The organism is Sphingobium sp. B11D3B, from assembly GCF_025961735.1.
GTDB lineage: Bacteria > Pseudomonadota > Alphaproteobacteria > Sphingomonadales > Sphingomonadaceae > Sphingobium.
In genome coordinates this window covers 2,753,475-2,771,384 of the sequence record NZ_JAOQOF010000001.1, presented here as the reverse complement: position 1 = coordinate 2,771,384, position 17,910 = coordinate 2,753,475, and the positions used below count along the sequence as shown (strand labels likewise).

Below are 17,910 nucleotides of genomic sequence, written 5' to 3'. Positions count from 1 at the left end.
GACGCCGCGTGGCACCGGTGCGAGACGCCCTTTGCCAAGCCGGCTGGCCTTGCCTATCTGCAGCGCATGGTTGCGCCTCTCGATCCCGGTTCCGATCTGCCCATTGCCGGCGTCCCGCAGGATGCCGATCCGGCGCGGCCCTATCCGGTCATGGATTGGTCGCCCACGCGCTGCGGGCACAGCGCGATGCGAATCGATGCGCAGGGCCGCTGGTTTCATGAAGAGCGCGAGATCCGCCGCCCCGAACTGGTGAGCCTGTTCGCGCGCCTGTTGCGGCGCGAGCCGGACGGGCGGCATGTGCTGGTGACGCCGGTCGAGATGCTCGACATTGAGGTCGAGGACGCGCCTTTGTTCGCGGTGGAAATGGCGAGCGAGGGGGACGGGCAGGCGCGCACGCTGCGGTTCCGCATTGGGGCGACCGGGCAGTGGGTCACGGCTGACGGCGCCCATCCGCTCGGGATGGAAGAGAATGCGGCCGGGCAGCGTCCTGCGCTCGGGCTGGAGGCCGGGCTGCGGGCCCGTCTGATCCGCCCGGTCTATTATGCGCTGGCCGATCTTGCCATTGCGGAGGGGCACGATCCCCTGGGCCTGTGGAGCGGCGGCGTCTTTCACGCGCTGGAGACGGCGGCATGAGTTGGCGGGACCGGCTGACCGCCTCTTTGCGGCCGGAATTCGACTCGGCGCATACCCATGATTTCTTCCTGTATCGCAACCGACCCGAGCCGGAGGGGCCATTCACGCCGGCAGCGGTGTTGATCGCGGTGACCGACCGCCCTGACCCGGGCATGATCTTCACCCTGCGCCACGCAGGGCTGCGCGCCCATGCCGGGCAGGTCGCCTTCCCTGGTGGCCGGCTGGACCCGGGTGATCGCGACGCGGTGGAGGCGGCGCTGCGCGAGGCGCATGAGGAAATCGCGCTGCCGCCCGAAGCAGTGGAGGTGATGGGCCGATCGGATCGCTTCCGCACCGGCACGGGGTTCGAGATCGAGCCGATTGTCGGCATCGTCCCGCCCGATCTGGCGTTGCGGCCTTCCGAGGCGGAGGTTGACGCCATCTTCGAGGTGCCGCTCGATTTCCTGCTCGATCCCGCCAACCGCGCCTTGCGCACCGTGGATTGGGAAGGCGGCACCCGCAGCTATTACGAGTTTCTGTGGCAGGAGCACCGCATCTGGGGCGTGACGGCAGCGATGCTGGTCAACCTCGCCCGGCGCATCGAGGCGGCCGCATGAGCGCGCCCCTCCCCGAGCGGCTTCCCGATGCCGAGTGGCGGGCTTGGCCGGGCCTACTGGCACTCTGCGAGGCGCTGGGCGCGGACCAAGGCGAAGCGCGTTTCGTCGGCGGCGCGGTGCGGGATGCCCTGCTGGGCATCGCGGTTAAGGATATCGACATCGCCACCGTCCACCTGCCGGCGGAGGTGGTCCGGCGCGTCAAGGCCGCTGGCCTGCGCGCCGTGCCGACCGGCATCGCGCATGGCACGATCACCGCCATTCTCGATCATCGCCCGATCGAGATCACCACGCTGCGGCGGGATGTTTCCACCGACGGGCGCCGGGCCACGGTCGCCTTCGGCACGGATTGGCGAGATGACGCGGCCCGCCGCGACTTCACCATGAACGCGCTTTATGCCGATCCCGCCAGTGGCGCCTTGTCCGATTATTTCGACGGGCGCGCCGATCTGCTGGCTCGCCGCGTGCGCTTCATCGGCGATCCCCATCAGCGAATCGCCGAGGATCATCTGCGCATCCTGCGCTATTTCCGCTTTACGGCCCGGTTTGGCACGCTGGATCGCGACACGCCGGATTATCGCGCCTGCGTGGCGCACGCGACCAGCCTCATGGCGCTTTCACGGGAGCGCGTCGCGGACGAGATGCTCAAGCTGCTCGGTCTGCCCGACCCGGCCGACGTGATCGCGGCGATGGTGGGCGACGGGGTGCTGGCGTCCGTGCTGCCGGAGATCGATGTGGAGGGCGTCGCCGCCTTGCGCGCGCTGATCGCTGCCGAGCAGGCGACGGGCATCGCGCCGGCCGGCTTGCGCCGTCTGGCGGCGCTGCTGCCGCCCGATGGCGCGCTGGCCGATCAGGTCGGCGCACGACTGCGCCTCTCCAACAAGGCGCGGCAGCGCTTGCGCGCGGCGGCTACGTCGACCTCGGCGGCCACCCCGCAGGCGCTGGCCTATGCGCTGGGCGAGGACAGCGCGGTCGATCAGCTGCTGCTGGGCCGGGCCTTTTCGCCCGACTGCGCGCCCGCGCTGATCGGCTGGCAGGCGCCGCGCCTGCCGCTTTCGGGCGGCGATCTGATTGGGATGGGGCTGACGGCCGGCCCGCTGGTGGCGCGGACGCTTCAGGCGCTGGAGAGAGCGTGGATCGACCGGGGTTTTCCCGCGCCGGACGAGACGCGCGAGATGGCGCGTCAGATGGTCGGGGCGGCGCTGCGCTCCAGCCAGTAGTGGAAGGCCTCCTGCGGCGGCAGGGGGCGGGCGAAATGATAGCCCTGGCCGAAATGGCAGCCGAGCTTGCGCAGGGCATCGGCCATGTCCGGGGTCTCGATGCCCTCTGCGGTGGTTTCCATGCCGAGCGCGCCGGCGAGGCTGACGATGGCGCGCACAATGGCGATCTTGTCGGCATCGCCGATCATGTCCGTCACGAAGCTGCGGTCGATCTTGAGCACATCGATGGGGAGCGACTGGAGGCTGGCGAGGTTGGAAAAGCCGGTGCCGAAATCGTCCATCGCCACCGTGACGTCCATCGCCTGCAGTGCGCCCAGCAATTGCCGGGTCTTGTCCGGGTCGGCGATCAGGGCGCTTTCGGTCAGCTCGATAATCAGGCGGTTGCCGGCAATGCCGGCATAGCGCAGCGCTTCCTCCACCGCGCGGGGCACATTGTCGCGCACCATCTGCACCGGCGAGAGGTTGACGTTCATGGTGATCGGCAGGGTTTCGCCGAACCGCCTGTCCCAGTCCGCGAGGGTCTGCACGCATTCGCACATCGCCCAGCGCCCGAGCGGCACGATCAGCCCCGATTCCTCGGCGACCGGGATGAACTCATTGGGGGACACCTGCCCCAGCACCGAATCTTCCCAGCGCGTGAGCGCCTCGAAGCCCTTCACCGCGCCGGTCTGCAGGTTGATGAGCGGCTGGAACACCATGGTCAGCTCGCCATTGTCGATCGCCTCGCGCAGGCGGTTCTCCAGCGTGAAGCGCTTGAGCGCCTCGCGGAGCACATTGGCGCGGTAGACCTCCAGCGCGCCGGATTTCTTGGCGCGCTTCACAGCCGCCTGCGCCTGGCGGAGCAGCCGCTCGATATCGTCGCTGTCTTCCTGCGCCAGCGCGCAGCCCAGCGCGACCTCGACGTTGATGAGATAGGTGGAGAGTCGGATCGGTGCCTCGAATGCCTTGCGCACGCGCTCGGCGATCTGCAGCACTTCGGACAGGCCATGGCCGACATGGGCGAAGATGGCGAACTCGTTGCCGCCGATTCGGGCCAGCACGTCGCCCGCGCGCAGCACGGATTTGACGCGGCGCGCGACGGTGATGATCAGCTCGTCGCCCGCCATCGCGCCCAGCGATTCGTTGATGCGGCTGAATCGCACGAGATCGAAGCCGATAATGGCATAGGTCGCCTTGCTGGCGGCCGGGCGGCCGTTTTCGGCGAGACCTTCGATCTGCTCCACAAAGCCGATACGGTTGGGCAGCGAGGTCAGGCTGTCCGTCATCAGCTCCTTGCGCAATGTGCTTTCCGCATTGCGCTCGCTGGTGCGGTCGGTTGCGGTGAAGAGCACCAGCCGGGCGGGCTGCGCATCGTCTTCCTCAACCCAGGTCAGCGAGCAGCTGTAGGCCCGCAGCCCGAGCCGGTCGTGGAATTCCAGTTCGAAGCGGTCGGAGCGGCGCTGCGAATCGAACATCGCCTGCGCGCGGTGCCGCCAGTTACGCTGCCTGCGCTGGCTGTCCTCGCAGTCGAGCAATTCGTTAGCGGCCTGATCCTCGACGAAGCTGAAAAACTCCGCATTGCCGACCAGAACGTGCAGGCCCGATGGGGATTGGGTCAACAGTGCGGCTGGATAAGGGAGCGCCTTGAGGAAGGCGGTGTAGCCGCGCAGGTCGTCGACCGCCGGCAAGGGCGCTGTCACGGAGGCGTCAAAGGGCGAAGGCCGCGGGCGTGCCGCTGCCTCTACATGCTCCGTCTCGCGTTTTGCGCTTGCCGTCATGGAACGCCGGGTTAACGGCCCATGGTAAATTAAGGCTGAAAGTCTGGCCCAAGCCCCTATTTTTGTTGATGCCGCAACAGTCCCCATCGTCCCGTGACGGGAAAAGGAGGATTCGCCTGCGCTGACGGGTCAGTCGAAGCGGTTGTCGCGGGGGAAGCCGTTGGGCGGCATCCGCCCGGCAGCGCCGCGGGCCGCGCGCCAGGAGAGCAGGTCGGTTTCGGTGCGGGTGCGCCCGCTGTCCCCGCCCATCGTCCAGGAAAGGCCCTGCGCTAGCGTGAGCGTCATCGCGTCGGAGAGGCCGCCATCCTTGTAGCGCTGCAGGGTCACGCCCTGTCCGCGCGCCATTTCCGGCAGTTCGGCGAGCGAGAATATGACCAGCTTGCGATTCTCGCCGATGACAGCGACCGAATCGGCCCCCGGTGCCACCGGCCGGACGACCTTGAGCTGCGCGCCGGCCTTGAGGTTCACCACCTGCCGGCCCTTGCGGGTCTCGGCGATGATTTCGCTCATCGCGGCGATAAAGCCGCGCCCGTCGCTGGCGGCGAGCAGCAGTTTGCCGTCCGCCCTGGCCGGCAACAGCGCGACGATGTCGGTCTCATTGGCCAGGTCGATCATCAGCCGCACCGGCTCGCCAAAGCCGCGCCCGCCCGGCAGCTTGTCCGCGCCCAGCGTGTAGAAGCGCCCATCCGATCCGGCGAGCAGCAGCTTGTCGGTGGTCTGCGCGTGGAAGGCATAGGCCGGGCCATCGCCTTCCTTGAACTTGAGCGCATCGGTCGCGGTGAGATCGGCATGGCCCTTCATCGCGCGAATCCATCCGCGTTGGGACATGATGACGGTGATCGGCTCGCGCTCGATCATCGCCTCGAGCGGAATTTCGCGCGCCGGCCCGGCCTGCTCGAGCCCGGTTCGCCGTGCGCCGATGCCCTTTTCCGGCGTGTAGCGCTTGCGCAGATCGGCGAGGTCGCGCTTGAGGCGGGTGCGCTGGCGGGCGGGCGATTCGACGAGCTTGTGCAGATCCTCGCGCTCGGCGGCGAGGTCATCGCGCTCGCGCCGCAGCTCCATTTCCTCCAGCTTGCGCAAAGAGCGCAGCCGCATGTTGAGGATCGCCTCGGCCTGCCGGTCGGTCAGCTGGAACTCCGCCATCATCACCGGCTTGGGCTCATCCTCGCTGCGGATGATCTCGATCACCCGGTCGAGGTTGAGATAGGCGATGATATAGCCGTCGAGCAGCTCCAGCCGATTGTTGATCTGCTCGATGCGATGTCGCGCGCGGCGGACCAGCACCTCGATCTGGTGCTTGAGCCATTCGGTCAGCAGATCGCGCAGGCCCATCACGCGGGGCGTGTGGCTGGCATCCAGCACGTTCATGTTGAGCGGGAAGCGGCTTTCCAGATCGGTGAGGCGGAACAGGCTGTCCATCAGCACGTCCTGATCCACCGTCCGGGCGCGGGGCTCCAGCACGATGCGCAGCACCTCATCCGATTCGTCCCGCACGTCGGCCAGGATCGGCAGCTTCTTGTCGGCGATGAGCTGGGCGATCTGCTCGATCAGCTTGCCCTTGGCGACGCCATAGGGAATCTCGTCGATCACCGCGATCCAGGTGCCGCGCCCTTCATCCTCGCGGTGCCAGCGGGCGCGCAGGCGCATGCTGCCCCGACCGGTCGCATAGGCGTCAGAGATCACCGAGGGCGGATCGACGAGCAGGCCGCCGGTGGGGAAGTCCGGCCCGTGCATCAGCGCCATGAGCTGGGCGTGCTCGGCCTCCGGCTGGTCGATCAGCAGCGTGGCCGCGTCGATCACCTCGGCGACATTGTGCGGAGGAATGCTGGTCGCCATGCCCACCGCGATGCCGCTGGCGCCATTGGCGAGCAGATTGGGGAACAGGCCGGGGAAGACCTCGGGCTCTTCCTCCTCGCCATTATAGGTCGGGCGGAAATCGACGGTGCCATGGTCGAGGCCGGCCATCAGATCGGCAGCGGCCTGCGTCAGCCGCGCCTCGGTGTAACGCATGGCGGCGGCGTTATCGCCATCGATATTGCCGAAATTGCCCTGCCCGTCGACCAGCGGGGTGCGCAGGGAGAAATCCTGTGCCAGCCGCACCATCGCGTCATAGACCGAGGCGTCGCCATGCGGGTGATATTTGCCGATGACGTCGCCCACGACGCGGGCGCATTTCTTGTAGCTGGTGGTGTTCCGCTCGGGATTGGCGACCAGAATATCCGGCGCCGGCCCGCTCGGTTCGAGCCGCAAGAGGCGCATCGCCCACAGCAGGCGGCGGTGGACCGGCTTCAGCCCGTCGCGCAGATCGGGCAGCGAGCGGGCGGTGATGGTGGAGAGTGCATAGACGAGATAGCGCTCGGACAGCGCGGAATCGAAGGGGTGGTCCTTGATGCTGTCGAGCGGATCGCGAAAATCTGTCATGTCGCGCGATTAGCAAGCGCAGCGGCGCTTGGGTAGGGGAGCTATGCGCCGTCGGCTGTGTTGCCGGCATTCTCCGCGCCATTGGCTTCCATGATCGCGCAGGCAGCATCGGCGAGGCGCCGCGCCGCCAGAATGTCATTGGCCATATTGGCCTGGATCATTGGCGCCAGACGCTCGGCCTCCGCCATCACTTGCGCGCACAGCCATGTGAAGCGGTCGGCCAGTGCAGCCAGATCGTCCGCTGCCTGCGCCTTTTCGTCCTCCGGCTGGGCACGAACAAGTCGAGGAAAGCCGATGGCGTCGGCCTGGGCGGAGGTTAGCGCGCTGTCCTGCAGGGCACACAGCCGCGCCTCTGCCTCATCCAGCCGCGCGTCTTCCGGCGCGTGGCGCGCGCTGACCGCCACGGCCTTGCGCAAGCAGGCAATGCCGAGCGCAAGGGCGCTCGCTGCCGCCTTGCCGGAGCCGGACGAGAGCGTGCCGGAGGCGATCTCCTCCAGCGCATCTCCGAACGGCGTTCGCGCAAGCATGATCGCTAAGCGGACGGGCGCGGATTCGGTTCCGGCGCCTCGACTCCGTTTGGCGCAAGTCGACTTGTCAGGCGGGAAGCGGGTTCGCGCGCCCGGCCGCCGGCATGTGATTGTCGACAATGAACGAGGCCGCTGAGACCAGGATGGCGCCGATCGCCAGCACCGCGAAGAACGGGATGACGCTGCCATTGCCGAGTTCCAGCAGCGCACCGCCAAAGGCGCTGGCCGAAACCGCGCCGACCCGGCTCATGAAGATGCCGAAGCCAATGCCCGACGAGCGGCAGGAGGGCGGATAGCCATGGGTCATGATGACATACATGGTCGCGATGCCGCCGCTGAACGCCGCTGCCGCTGCGCCGATGAGGCTGACGACGATGAGCCGCTCCGTTGCGCTCGGCGTCGGCGAGAGCGTCTCGACGAAAAAGCCGAGCGCCACGATGCAGACGAACAGCGAGGCGCTGATGCCCAACATCACGCCGCGCGTCCCGAACTGGCGGCTGAGGAACCCTGCCGCGATTGCCGCAACCATCGAGGTGATGCCGGCCACCGAGACGGCATTGCCGGCCTGCGCCAGGGTGAAGCCGGCGGCGGTCAAGAAGGTCGTTGACCAGTTGAGGATGGCATAGGCGACCAGTGCGCAGGCCGTGAACGAGGTGCATACGCCGACATTCATGCGCAAATTGCTCCGGTGAAGCACGCCGACCGCGCCGCTCGATCCATCGTCGGCGCGATGGCGCTCGGGCACCAGATCGATGTCCTCGTCCAGCACCTTCCGCGCGATCGCCTGCGCCTCGGCCTTCCGTCCGCGCGCGATGAGGAAGGAGGGGCTGTCGCGCAGCACCGTCAGAATGACGAAGATGAGGAACAAGGTCGCAATGCCGAAGACGACGAAGGTGAGGCGCCAGCTATAGGCTTGCGCGAGCGCAGGGGCGACCCAGCCGACAACCGCGCCGCCGATCGGGGTGCCGACCGATAAGGTGCTGACGGTGATCGGCCGCAGCCGATCCGGCAGCCATTCGCTCGCCATGGTGAGGGCGTTGGTATAGGCCGCACCGAAGCCGATGCCGCTGACCAGCCGCCACAGGGCCATGCTCCCCACGCTGCCGGCCTGACCGGCCGCGATGGTGCCAATGCCGAAGATGATCGCGGCGGCGGCCAGAGCATAGCGGCGCCCGACCCGATCGCCCATCATGCCGCCGGCCCAGCCGCCCAGACCGAAGCCCACGAGCGCCGCGCTCATCGCGAGACCAAAGGTGCCGCGGTCCACGCCGAAATCGGTGATGATGAGCGGGGCAAGAATACCGAGCAACTGCATGTCGATGCCGTCGCTCACCAGAATGAAGAGGCAGATGGTCACGGTGATCCACTGGAAGCGGCGGACCGGGCGGCTGGCCAGCGCGTCGCTGAACGTCTTCGCAGTGGTTGAAGCCATGCCGGTCTTGTCCCTCTCCTCACGGGCCTGTCGGCCACTTTGCGCCAAGGCGTAACGGATCGACTATCATTTGTCGAAGGAATGAACGTGGATGAGGGCGCCCGGCCGTCCCTCGGGCGCGCGCGGTGCCGCAGCCATTGATCGGGGGGCGCGAGAGGCCTATCCCGCCGGCATGACGCACGCTTCCTATCCCGAGCTTCGCCTTCGCCGCACCCGCGCTGCCGCCTGGAGCCGGCGCCTTCATGCCGAGCATCGCCTGACCCCGGCCGATTTTATCTGGCCGCTGTTTATCACGGCGGGGCGTGGGGTCGAGGAGCCGGTCGGCGCGCTGCCGGGCGTCTCGCGCTGGTCGGTCGATCTGGCCGTGGCGCGCGCGCGGGAGGCCGTGGCGGCGGGCATTCCCTGCCTCGCCCTGTTCCCCAACACCCCGCATGACTTGCGCAGTGACGACGGCGCGGAGGCGCTCAATCCGGATAATCTGATGTGCGAGGCGATCCGTGCGATCAAGGATGCCGTGCCGGAGATCGGCCTGCTGACCGACGTGGCGCTCGACCCCTATACCGCGCACGGTCAGGACGGCCTGCTCGATGAAGCCGGCTATGTCGTGAACGATGCCACGGTGGAGATGCTGATCGGCCAGGCGCTCAATCAGGCCGCCGCAGGGGCGGACATCATCGCGCCGAGCGACATGATGGACGGACGCATCGGCGCGATTCGCGAGGCGCTGGAGGCCGATGGCCACGCCAATGTACAGATCATGGCCTATGCCGCCAAATATGCGAGCGCCTTTTATGGCCCGTTCCGCGATGCGGTCGGCTCGGGCGGGCTGCTCAAGGGCGACAAGAAGAGCTATCAGATGGACCCGGCCAATGGCGCCGAGGCGCTGCGCGAAGTGGCCATGGACATTGCCGAGGGCGCGGACAGCGTGATGGTCAAGCCGGGCCTGCCCTATCTCGATATCGTCGCGCGGGTGAAGGATGCCTTCAACATCCCGGTCTTCGCCTATCAGGTGAGCGGCGAATATGCGATGATCGAGGCCGCCGTGACCGTCGGCGCGGGCGAGCGCGACGCGCTGGTGATGGAAACGCTGATGAGCTTCAAGCGCGCCGGCTGCACGGGCGTGCTGACCTATCATGCGCTGCATGCCGCCCGGCTGCTCGGCGGCTGAGCGGCCAGCGAGGAACGCCATGGCCAGAATGATCGCTGAAACCGAGCGGCTGATCCTGCGGACCGAACAGCCAGGTGATCAGCAGGTCTGGCTTGCCCATATGAACACGCCGGAGGTGCGGGCCTGTCTGGGTGGCCCAAGACCGGCCGACGCCATTGCGGACAATTTCGCGCGGATCGCGGCCGATTGGGAGACCAAGGGCATCTCGCTGGCGATGATCGAGCGCAAGGCCGACGGGCTGCTGCTGGGCGATTGCGGGCTTGGCGTCATCGATTCGCCGGAAGCCCCCGACGAGCTGGCCGGGCAGTGGGAGATCGGCTGGATCATCCGGCGCGATTGCTGGCGCAAGGGCTATGCGCAGGAGGCTGCGCGGGCGATGTTGGCGCGGGCGTTCGAATCGTGGGATCTGCCGGCGGTCTTTGCGCAGACCTCGCTCAGCAATCCGCCCTCCTGGGGCCTGATGGAGAAACTCGGCATGCGGCGTCGTGCCGATCTGGACTATGGTGACAGCCGTTATCCCGCTGCCGACAATCCCACGATCATCTATGAGATGCGGCGCGCGGACTGGACGGCGCTGAGCGAGGACAAGTCATGACCAGGCCTCTTATCCTTCCCTTCAACGGCAAGACGCCGAAGATTCACGAGACCGCCTTCGTGGCGCCGGGCTGCGTCATTATCGGCGACGTGGAGATCGGCCCGCAGGCCAGCGTGTGGTACAATTGCGTGCTGCGGGCCGACATCAACGCCATTCGGGTCGGCGCGCGCTCGAACATTCAGGATGGCAGCACCGTCCATGTCGAGAGCGATTTCGGCGATGGGGGCCATCCGGCGATCATCGGCGACGATGTGCTGATCGGGCATATGGCGATCATCCATGGCTGCATGCTGGAGAATCGCGCCTTCGTCGGCATGGGCGCCATCGTGATGGACGGCTGCGTGATCGAGGGGGATGCCATGCTCGCGGCAGGCGCGATGCTCACGCCCGGCAAGCGCATGCCCTCAGGCCAGCTGTGGAGCGGGCGACCGGCCAAATATATGCGCGATCTGGGCGAGGCCGACCTGCACGGGATGCGCCGCGGCGTGGAGGCCTATGTCGAGGAGGCGGCGCTGCACACCGCCGCGCTCAAGGCTGCGGAAGCTGGCGCCTGAGGGCGTCGAGCGCATCATTCTGCGCGTCGACCATTGCCAGCACGCGCAGGCGGGCCGGATCGATGACGGCAAGGTCTGCGGCGACGCGGGCGGCATCCTCGGCATCCTGCCGCTCGACAAACAGCGTGTCGAGCGCGGCGAGCGCGGCGACGCTTTCATAGCGGGCACTGTCGAGCGCACTGATTGCCGTCTGGGCGGTCACCCAGGATTCGCTGTTCGGCGCTGCGCCTGCGCCTGCTGCCAAGCTGGCGCGACTGCCGGCGAGCAGGCTCTGAAAGGCCGTGTCGGCGCTGCTCGCATCGCGGGTGAAGCGATCCACCTGCGTGGCGAGCGCCGGGTCCGTCGCGGCGGGCTTGATCGCCGGGGCCGGCGGCACCGTGCGGTCGCGGCTTTCGACCGGACGCTTGGCCAGCGACGGGAAGGCGCGCGGGTCGGCCTGCGCGTTGACGGCAGAGCCCAGAATCATCAGGGCGAAAAAGGCGGTGAGTCGGCGCAGCATGATGCCTTTCATTTAGGGTGGCGGGAGAAGCGCTTCAACCATGGCGCGCAGGCGGTGCCCGTTGCAGGTTTGATGGCGCGGCGCGTGAGGTTGCGCGGCGAAAATCCGAGTCTTTCCGTTGACAGGTCCGGCGACCCTCACTAAGGGGCCACATTCCCGCGCGGACAGCTCCAAATGGCTGTGCCATGCCGTTCGCGCCAAGCATTTGATTGATGGAAGTTAAGCCCATGTTCGCTGTCGTGCGTACGGGCGGCAAGCAATATCGCGTCGCCGCCGGAGACAAGATCGTCGTCGAGAAGATCGCTGGTGAAGCCGGCGAAACCGTCACGCTGGACGATGTCCTGCTCGCGGGTGACGGCTCGGAAATCAAGGACAGCAAGGGCCTCACGGTCTCGGCTGAGATCATTGCCCAGGCCAAGGGCGAGAAGGTGATCGTCTTCAAGAAGCGTCGCCGGCACAATTACCGTCGTCGTAACGGCCATCGCCAGCAGCACACGATCCTCAAGATCGTGGCGATCGGCGGCGAAGCGCCGAAGAAGAAGGCGGCCGCCAAGAAGGCCGACGCCGCTCCGGCAGCCGCCGAAGCCTGAGCCTGAATTTGGTTGATTGAGCATTTTCGGACGCAAAACCGGTTTCCACTTTTGCTGAAAATGCTCTGAAAGTTTCGAGGAGTTTAGACCATGGCACATAAAAAAGCTGGCGGTTCGTCGCGCAACGGTCGCGATTCAGAATCGAAGCGCCTTGGCGTGAAGAAGTTCGGCGGCCAGAGCGTGCTCGGCGGCAATATTCTCGTCCGTCAGCGCGGCACGAAGTTCTACCCGGGCCGCAATGTCGGCATCGGCAAGGACCACACCCTGTTTGCGCTCACCGAAGGTCGCGTGGTGTTCCACGACGGCAAGCTCGGTCGCAAATTTGTGTCCGTGGACGTGATGGCGGAAGCCGCCGAATAATCGGACGATTCATGACAGGGATCGTCCAGCGGGACGATCCCTTGGTGAGCCGGTGCCGGTTCATCTGAAACCAAGGGAGAAGGGATCGCCCCTCCTCCCTTTTTTCTTGTTCTCCCTGGACCCTCGATAGACCTCGGCGCGTCAGCAGCACGGTTGCTCGCAGCGTTCGCAAGGCTGTCTCACAGGCGTCATCTGTCTGCGGCAGAGCGCCCCGGAACCGGAGACAAGACCATGTTTGCACGTACCCCCCGTTTGCTGCTGCGGCCCGGCTGGCCGGAAGATGCGCAGGCGCTCTATGCCGCCATCGCGGATGAAGCGATCGTGCGGAATCTTGCCCGCGCGCCCTGGCCTTACACGCTGGACGATGCGGTCGATTTTCTCGGCGGCGATCACGATCCGCTGCAGCCCAAGTTCCTGGTGATGAAGCGCACCCAGGGAATACCGCGTCTCATCGGCTCCTGCGGCATCCACGCGCAGGACGATGGCGCGCTGGAACTGGGCTATTGGGTCGCGCGCCCCTATTGGGGCCTCGGTTTCGCGACCGAGGCCGCTTCCGCGGTGATGCAGATCGCCCGCGCGACGGGCGTGCGCAACATTCGCGCCAGCCATTTCACCGACAATCCCGCCTCCGGCCGGGTGCTGCGCAAGGTCGGATTCCGGCCGGCGGGCCGCCCCGAGCCGCGCCACAGCCGTGGCCGCAATCGCGCCGATCTGTGCCAATTCTATGAAGAGGGCGGCGAAGGCGACATGCGCGAGGACGTGGCGGTGGAAATTTATGCGGATCGCGAGCCCGTCGCGGCCTAGGCCAATCGACATTCAGTCCTGACGGCCTGCAAATGGCGGCTTCCCGCGCTTCCGGTGCTCACGTACTAGAAGTACGCTGCGTCCGGGGCGCAGAAATCCACCATTTTGCCCTCCGGTCGTCTTCGACTCCGCCACGTCATCTTCTGAATATCGATCGGCCGGCTGGTCGCGCGACGGCGATGGGTTTGGCGGTCCGTGACCGTGCTCATCCCGAGTGCGGCCACGGGCCGATCACAGCCAGCCCAGCTTGCGGAAGCGCCGATATAGGAGTGCGCAGATGATCGCGATGCCGCCCAGCACGATGAAATAGCCGTAGCGCCACTGCAATTCGGGCATGTTGCTGAAGTTCATGCCGTAGATGCCGGCAATGGCAGTGGGCACGGCCAGGATCGCGGCCCAGGCGGCGAGCATCCGGGTGATGTCGCCCTGTCGGCGCTGTTCGAGCAGGCTGCTCGTTTCCGCGACGGAGGTCAGATAGTCGCGCAGCCCGGCGACGCGATATTCGACCCGCCGGACATGATCCAGCACGTCGCGGAAATAGGGCAGCATGTTCTCGTCGATATTCGGCTGGACATGATTGACCATGCGCCCGGCAACATCGCTCATCACCCCGAGGATGCGCTGGAAGCGGACGATCTCCCGGCGGGTCGCGAAGATCTGGCGGATCTGGTCTGAGTCGAGGAAGGCCTCGCCGGCAGCGGCTTCCATCGCCAGCACCTGTTCCTCCAGCGCATCGACGACCGGGAAATAGCCGTCGACGATGAAGTCCATAATCGCGTGCAGCACATAATCCGGGCCGTGGGCCAGGGCGGCGGGCGCGCTCTCCAGCCGGGCGCGCAGATCCGAATGCGCCCGCGCCGAACCGTGGCGCACGGTGACGATGAAGTCCGCGCCGAGAAAGACGGAGGTCTCCCCATAGCCGATGAGGTCGCCTTCCAGATGCGCCGTGCGCAGGATCAGGAAGAGCTGGTCGCCATACAGCTCGAGCTTGGGCAATTGCTTGCCCTTGCGCGCGTCTTCCTGCGCGAGCGGGTGCAGGCCGAAACAGGTGCCGACCTGAGCCAGTTCTTCGGCATCCGGCTCATGCAGGCCGATCCAGACGAACTCGCCCGCCGGCAGCCGGTCATGGCGGGGGCAGTGGATATCGACATCCCCCACAACCTCGCCATTGCGATATCGCCGTGCTGCTATGACGGTCACGCGCGTGCCTTTCACCAGTCGAACCCGGCTGAGGTAACGCCTCGCCGGAGAAATGGAAGCATGGGAAGGCGGGCCCGTATGAGGCCGCGCTTCACCTTTGCCGGCAAAGGCCTTATGGGCGGCCGATGCATTTCCTAGATCAGGCCAAGATTTTCATTCGCTCGGGTGCGGGCGGGCCGGGAGCGGTCAGCTTCCGGCGCGAGAAATATATTCAATATGGCGGCCCCAATGGCGGCAATGGCGGCAAGGGTGGCGACATCATCTTCGAGGCGGTGCCCGGCCTCAACACGCTCATCGACTTCCGCTACACCCAGCATTTCAAGGCGCCGCGCGGCGGCCATGGCGAGGGTGGCGACCGCACCGGTGCGGGTGGGGACGATCTCGTCATCAAGGTGCCGGTGGGCACGCAGGTCATCTCCGAGCCGGATGAAGAAGGCTATAGCGAGGTGCTGGCCGACTTCACCGAGCCCGGCCAGCGGATCGTCCTGCTGCGCGGCGGCGATGGCGGGCGCGGCAATGCCAGCTTCAAGACCAGCACGAATCGCGCGCCGCGCCAGCACGGCACCGGTTGGCCGGGCGAGGAGCGCTGGGTGTGGCTGCGCCTCAAGCTGCTGGCTGATGTGGGGCTGGTGGGGCTGCCGAACGCCGGCAAGTCGACCTTCATCAATCAGGTGACCAACACCAAGGCCAAGGTCGGCGCCTATCCGTTCACGACGACCAAGCCGCAGCTCGGCGTGGTGCTGCACAAGGGGCGGGAGTTCGTGCTGGCCGATATTCCGGGGCTGATCGAGGGTGCCTCGGAGGGCGCTGGCATTGGCGACCGGTTCCTCGGGCATATCGAGCGCTGCCGGGTGCTCATCCACCTCATCGACGCCACCGGGGACGATCCGGTCGAGGCCTGGCGCATCGTGCAGACCGAGCTGGAGAATTATGGCGAGGGGCTGGAGGACAAGCCGCAGCTTCTCGCGCTCAACAAGGGCGATCTGCTTGGGCAGGAGCTGATGGAAGATGTCGCCAAGGACTTGAAGAAGGCCGGCGCGGGCAAGGCCTTCATCATCTCCGGCGCGACCGGCGAGGGCATGGAGGCGCTGCTCGACGCCGTGCTGCCCATGCTGGGCGAGGTTCACCGCGCCGAGGCCGAGGAGAAGGCCGCGCAGGAAGGTGAGGTGGAGGACAAGCCATGGTCCCCCATTTGAGGATGTATCTCCCCTCCTCTTTAGAGGAGGGGGCGGGGGTGGCGATGCGCCGGTGTCGACTGCGCGGCGCTCACGCCCCATCATTCAGCACCACCCCAACCCCTCCTCTGAAGAGCAGGGGCTTTTCCCCTGTCCCCCGCGCCGTTCGTGTCGAGCGAAGTCGAGACACGGTTAGCACAGGTCTCGCGTGTCTCGACTTCGCTCGACACGAACGGTGGGTTTGTTCTGGGCATGAGAGAAGAGTGCGTTGGGGATACCCATCATGACTGACGCCCTCACCGGCTTCCCGCCCGCCGCCATTCGGCGCATTGTCATCAAGGTCGGCTCGGCGCTGCTCGTCGCCCCGGACGGCTCCGTGCGGCGCGACTGGCTCACCAGCCTTGTCGACGAGATCGCTGCCCGCCGCGCGGATGGGCAGGAGATCATCGTGGTCTCCTCTGGCGCGATTGCGCTGGGCGCCCGCCGTCTTGGCCTTGCCAAGGGGGGGCGCGCGACGCTGGAGGATGCGCAGGCCGCCGCCGCCGTGGGCCAGATCGCGCTCAGCCAGGTCTGGGCGGACCTGCTTGCCGGGCACGACATTCCTGCCGCGCAGATGCTGGTGACGCTGGGCGATCTTGAGGATCGCCGCCGCTATCTCAATGCCTCCGCCACGCTGGACCGGCTCGCGGGCCTCGGCGTGGTGCCGGTGGTCAATGAGAATGACAGCGTCGCCACCGAGGAAATCCGTTTCGGCGATAATGACCGGCTGGCCGCGCGCATTGGCCAGGCGGCAGGCGCCGATGCGGTGGTGCTGCTCTCGGATATCGACGGGCTCTACACGGCGAACCCGCACAGCAATCCCGATGCCATATTGATCCCGCTGGTCGAGAAGATCGATGCCGCCGTGCTGGCCATGGGCGATGGCAACAGCGCCTCGGGCATGGGATCGGGCGGCATGATCTCCAAGCTGCAGGCCGCGCAGATCGCCACTGGCGCGGGTGCACATCTGGCGATCATTTCCGGCCGTGTCGATGCGCCGCTGGGTCATTGGCAGAGCAGCGGACGCGGAACATTGTTTCGCGCCTCAGCCAAACGCGGCGGGCGCAAGGGCTGGCTGGCCGGGCGCCTCACCGTCAAGGGCAAGCTCAGCGTCGATGCCGGCGCGAGCGAGGCCCTGCGCAAGGGCCGCAGCCTGCTGCCGGCCGGCGTCACCGCCACCAATGGCAGCTATGCGCGCGGCGACGTGATCGACATCGTCGGGCCGGATGGCGCTGTGATCGCGCGCGGCCTCGCGCAATATGACAGCCAGGATGCCGAGCGGATCATCGGCAAGCGCAGCGCCGAGGTTGCCGGCCTGCTCGGCGGCACCCCGCGCGCCGCGATGGTTCACCGCAGCTATATGGTGCTGCTCTGAGCACGCTTGCCCTCACCGGCGCCACCGGCTTTGTCGGCAAGGCGACGGTGGAAAGGGCGCTGGCCGCCGGCCATGCCGTGCGCGCGCTGACCCGCCGCCCCCAGCCGCCGCGCGAGGGCGTGAGCTGGATTGCCGGCTCGCTGGAGGATGACGCCGCGCTCGATGCGCTGGTCGCCGGCGCGGATGCCGTCATGCACATTGCCGGCGTAGTCAATGCACCGACCCGTGCCGGGTTCGAGGCGGGCAATGCCACCGGCACCGCGGCCGTTATCGCCGCCATGCAGCGTGCGGGCGTGGTGCGGCTCGTGCATGTCTCCAGCCTCGCGGCGCGCGAGCCGGGGCTCTCCGATTACGGATGGTCGAAGGCGGAAGCGGAGCGGCATGTGCAGGCAAGCGGGCTCGACTGGACGATGATCCGCCCGCCCGCGATCTACGGTCCGGGCGATGCCGAGCTGCTGGAGCTGTTCCAGATGGCGGCGCGCGGCTTCGTGCTGCTGCCGCCGGGCGGGCGCCTCTCGGCCATCCATGTCGATGATCTGGCCGATCTGCTGGTGCGGCTCGGCACGCGGCAGGGCGGCGAAACGCAGGGCAAAGTCTATGAAGTGGACGATGGCACACCGGAAGGCTGGAGCCATGTCGATTTCGCCCGGGCCATTGGCCGCGCCGTGGGGCGTGCCTCGGTGCGGACCATTTCCATGCCGTCCGCCCTAGTCCGCTTCGGTGCCCGCATCGACCGGCTGCTGCGCGGCGACAAGGCGCGGCTGACGCCCGACCGCGCCGCTTATTTCTGCCATGCCGACTGGGTGTCGAAGGCAGCATTGCATCCGCCAGCCGATCTCTGGCGCCCGACCATCGCCACCGAGACGGGCCTTGCCATGACCGCGCAGGCCTATCGCGACAAGGGCCTGCTGCCGCGCTGATGCCCGAATCCCGCCTTATTCGCTTGCCATAGGCAGGGCGAAGCGGGC

General features: G+C 67.0%; 18 protein-coding genes. 12 read left to right on the top strand and 6 right to left on the bottom strand.

Annotation, left to right across the window (positions count from 1 at the left end):
* Positions 1–66 precede the first annotated feature (66 nt).
* From M2333_RS12815 to M2333_RS12805, 3 genes are read left to right on the top strand one after another with little or no spacing between them, the layout of a single operon-like run.
* Positions 67–633: a DUF1285 domain-containing protein gene (locus tag M2333_RS12815; RefSeq protein ID WP_264612017.1), complete on the top strand. Its 567-nt coding sequence runs from the start codon at positions 67–69 to the stop codon at positions 631–633.
* Positions 630–1,229, top strand: a complete 600-nt coding sequence (locus tag M2333_RS12810; RefSeq protein WP_264612016.1) for a CoA pyrophosphatase — start codon at positions 630–632, stop codon at positions 1,227–1,229. The genes M2333_RS12815 and M2333_RS12810 overlap by 4 nt, the downstream gene beginning before the upstream one ends.
* Positions 1,226–2,446, top strand: coding sequence for a CCA tRNA nucleotidyltransferase (locus M2333_RS12805; RefSeq protein ID WP_264612015.1), 1,221 nt, complete (start codon positions 1,226–1,228; stop codon positions 2,444–2,446). The genes M2333_RS12810 and M2333_RS12805 overlap by 4 nt, the downstream gene beginning before the upstream one ends.
* Here the strand turns inward: M2333_RS12805 and M2333_RS12800 are convergent.
* The 4 genes from M2333_RS12800 to M2333_RS12785 form a co-directional block, all read right to left on the bottom strand.
* Positions 2,410–4,125: a putative bifunctional diguanylate cyclase/phosphodiesterase gene (locus tag M2333_RS12800; protein ID WP_264576906.1), complete on the bottom strand. Its 1,716-nt coding sequence runs from the start codon at positions 4,123–4,125 to the stop codon at positions 2,410–2,412. The two genes, M2333_RS12805 and M2333_RS12800, sit on opposite strands and share 37 nt — an antisense overlap.
* A gap of 207 nt (positions 4,126–4,332) precedes the next feature.
* Positions 4,333–6,624, bottom strand: a complete 2,292-nt coding sequence (gene parC, locus M2333_RS12795; RefSeq protein WP_264612014.1) for a DNA topoisomerase IV subunit A — start codon at positions 6,622–6,624, stop codon at positions 4,333–4,335.
* A 41-nt stretch (positions 6,625–6,665) separates the two neighbouring features.
* Entirely contained in the window at positions 6,666–7,151 is a 486-nt protein-coding gene (locus M2333_RS12790) for a hypothetical protein (RefSeq protein ID WP_264612013.1), read from the bottom strand.
* Between the two features lie 67 nt (positions 7,152–7,218).
* Positions 7,219–8,583, bottom strand: coding sequence for an MFS transporter (locus M2333_RS12785; RefSeq protein WP_264612012.1), 1,365 nt, complete (start codon positions 8,581–8,583; stop codon positions 7,219–7,221).
* A gap of 172 nt (positions 8,584–8,755) precedes the next feature.
* Here M2333_RS12785 and hemB point away from each other — a divergent pair, with 172 nt between their 5' ends.
* The 3 genes from hemB to M2333_RS12770 are packed head-to-tail and all read left to right on the top strand — an operon-like array spanning position 8,756 to position 10,900.
* Positions 8,756–9,751, top strand: coding sequence for a porphobilinogen synthase (gene hemB, locus M2333_RS12780; protein ID WP_264612011.1), 996 nt, complete (start codon positions 8,756–8,758; stop codon positions 9,749–9,751).
* Positions 9,752–9,770: 19 nt separating this feature from the next.
* The gene (locus M2333_RS12775) at positions 9,771–10,346 is read left to right on the top strand and encodes a GNAT family N-acetyltransferase (protein WP_264612010.1); all 576 of its coding nucleotides are present in this window, start codon (positions 9,771–9,773) and stop codon (positions 10,344–10,346) included.
* On the top strand, positions 10,343–10,900 hold the full coding sequence (locus M2333_RS12770) for a gamma carbonic anhydrase family protein (RefSeq protein ID WP_264612009.1): 558 nt from the start codon (positions 10,343–10,345) through the stop codon (positions 10,898–10,900). The genes M2333_RS12775 and M2333_RS12770 overlap by 4 nt, the downstream gene beginning before the upstream one ends.
* On the opposite strand, the gene M2333_RS12765 is transcribed toward M2333_RS12770, so the two are convergent.
* Positions 10,875–11,399: a hypothetical protein gene (locus M2333_RS12765; RefSeq protein WP_264612008.1), complete on the bottom strand. Its 525-nt coding sequence runs from the start codon at positions 11,397–11,399 to the stop codon at positions 10,875–10,877. The two genes, M2333_RS12770 and M2333_RS12765, sit on opposite strands and share 26 nt — an antisense overlap.
* 227 nt (positions 11,400–11,626) lie before the next feature.
* Here M2333_RS12765 and rplU point away from each other — a divergent pair, with 227 nt between their 5' ends.
* The 3 genes from rplU (at position 11,627) to M2333_RS12750 (ending at position 13,153) form a co-directional block, all read left to right on the top strand.
* On the top strand, positions 11,627–11,989 hold the full coding sequence (gene rplU / locus M2333_RS12760; RefSeq protein WP_181561558.1) for a 50S ribosomal protein L21: 363 nt from the start codon (positions 11,627–11,629) through the stop codon (positions 11,987–11,989).
* A gap of 90 nt (positions 11,990–12,079) precedes the next feature.
* The gene (rpmA, locus tag M2333_RS12755) at positions 12,080–12,349 is read left to right on the top strand and encodes a 50S ribosomal protein L27 (RefSeq protein WP_181560913.1); all 270 of its coding nucleotides are present in this window, start codon (positions 12,080–12,082) and stop codon (positions 12,347–12,349) included.
* A gap of 231 nt (positions 12,350–12,580) precedes the next feature.
* Complete coding sequence (locus M2333_RS12750) at positions 12,581–13,153, top strand: GNAT family N-acetyltransferase (RefSeq protein ID WP_264612007.1); 573 nt, start codon at positions 12,581–12,583, stop codon at positions 13,151–13,153.
* Positions 13,154–13,384: 231 nt separating this feature from the next.
* On the opposite strand, the gene M2333_RS12745 is transcribed toward M2333_RS12750, so the two are convergent.
* The gene (locus tag M2333_RS12745; protein WP_264612006.1) at positions 13,385–14,353 is read right to left on the bottom strand and encodes a magnesium and cobalt transport protein CorA; all 969 of its coding nucleotides are present in this window, start codon (positions 14,351–14,353) and stop codon (positions 13,385–13,387) included.
* A 125-nt stretch (positions 14,354–14,478) separates the two neighbouring features.
* Here M2333_RS12745 and obgE point away from each other — a divergent pair, with 125 nt between their 5' ends.
* The 3 genes from obgE to M2333_RS12730 all read left to right on the top strand — a co-directional run bounded on the left by obgE (position 14,479) and on the right by M2333_RS12730 (position 17,862).
* Positions 14,479–15,549 (top strand): GTPase ObgE, encoded by a 1,071-nt coding sequence (gene obgE / locus M2333_RS12740; protein WP_181560910.1) that lies wholly within the window; start codon positions 14,479–14,481, stop codon positions 15,547–15,549.
* Between the two features lie 262 nt (positions 15,550–15,811).
* Entirely contained in the window at positions 15,812–16,942 is a 1,131-nt protein-coding gene (gene proB, locus M2333_RS12735; RefSeq protein ID WP_264612005.1) for a glutamate 5-kinase, read from the top strand.
* Positions 16,939–17,862: an NAD-dependent epimerase/dehydratase family protein gene (locus M2333_RS12730; protein WP_264612622.1), complete on the top strand. Its 924-nt coding sequence runs from the start codon at positions 16,939–16,941 to the stop codon at positions 17,860–17,862. The genes proB and M2333_RS12730 overlap by 4 nt, the downstream gene beginning before the upstream one ends.
* The last annotated feature ends 48 nt before the right edge of the window (positions 17,863–17,910 follow it).

Bases quoted from the DNA above. Each gene is read 5' to 3' on its own strand.
- hemB (WP_264612011.1), top strand. From the start codon at position 8,756: ATGACGCACGCTTCCTATCCCGAGCTTCGCCTTCGCCGCACCCGCGCT.
- M2333_RS12765 (WP_264612008.1), bottom strand. From the start codon at position 11,399: ATGCTGCGCCGACTCACCGCCTTTTTCGCCCTGATGATTCTGGGCTCT.
- M2333_RS12775 (WP_264612010.1), top strand. From the start codon at position 9,771: ATGGCCAGAATGATCGCTGAAACCGAGCGGCTGATCCTGCGGACCGAA.
- M2333_RS12750 (WP_264612007.1), top strand. From the start codon at position 12,581: ATGTTTGCACGTACCCCCCGTTTGCTGCTGCGGCCCGGCTGGCCGGAA.
- rplU (WP_181561558.1), top strand. From the start codon at position 11,627: ATGTTCGCTGTCGTGCGTACGGGCGGCAAGCAATATCGCGTCGCCGCC.
- parC (WP_264612014.1), bottom strand. From the start codon at position 6,624: ATGACAGATTTTCGCGATCCGCTCGACAGCATCAAGGACCACCCCTTC.
- M2333_RS12785 (WP_264612012.1), bottom strand. From the start codon at position 8,583: ATGGCTTCAACCACTGCGAAGACGTTCAGCGACGCGCTGGCCAGCCGC.
- M2333_RS12805 (WP_264612015.1), top strand. From the start codon at position 1,226: ATGAGCGCGCCCCTCCCCGAGCGGCTTCCCGATGCCGAGTGGCGGGCT.
- obgE (WP_181560910.1), top strand. From the start codon at position 14,479: ATGCATTTCCTAGATCAGGCCAAGATTTTCATTCGCTCGGGTGCGGGC.
- M2333_RS12810 (WP_264612016.1), top strand. From the start codon at position 630: ATGAGTTGGCGGGACCGGCTGACCGCCTCTTTGCGGCCGGAATTCGAC.
- M2333_RS12790 (WP_264612013.1), bottom strand. From the start codon at position 7,151: ATGCTTGCGCGAACGCCGTTCGGAGATGCGCTGGAGGAGATCGCCTCC.
- M2333_RS12815 (WP_264612017.1), top strand. From the start codon at position 67: ATGGTTGCGCCTCTCGATCCCGGTTCCGATCTGCCCATTGCCGGCGTC.
- M2333_RS12770 (WP_264612009.1), top strand. From the start codon at position 10,343: ATGACCAGGCCTCTTATCCTTCCCTTCAACGGCAAGACGCCGAAGATT.
- proB (WP_264612005.1), top strand. From the start codon at position 15,812: ATGACTGACGCCCTCACCGGCTTCCCGCCCGCCGCCATTCGGCGCATT.
- rpmA (WP_181560913.1), top strand. From the start codon at position 12,080: ATGGCACATAAAAAAGCTGGCGGTTCGTCGCGCAACGGTCGCGATTCA.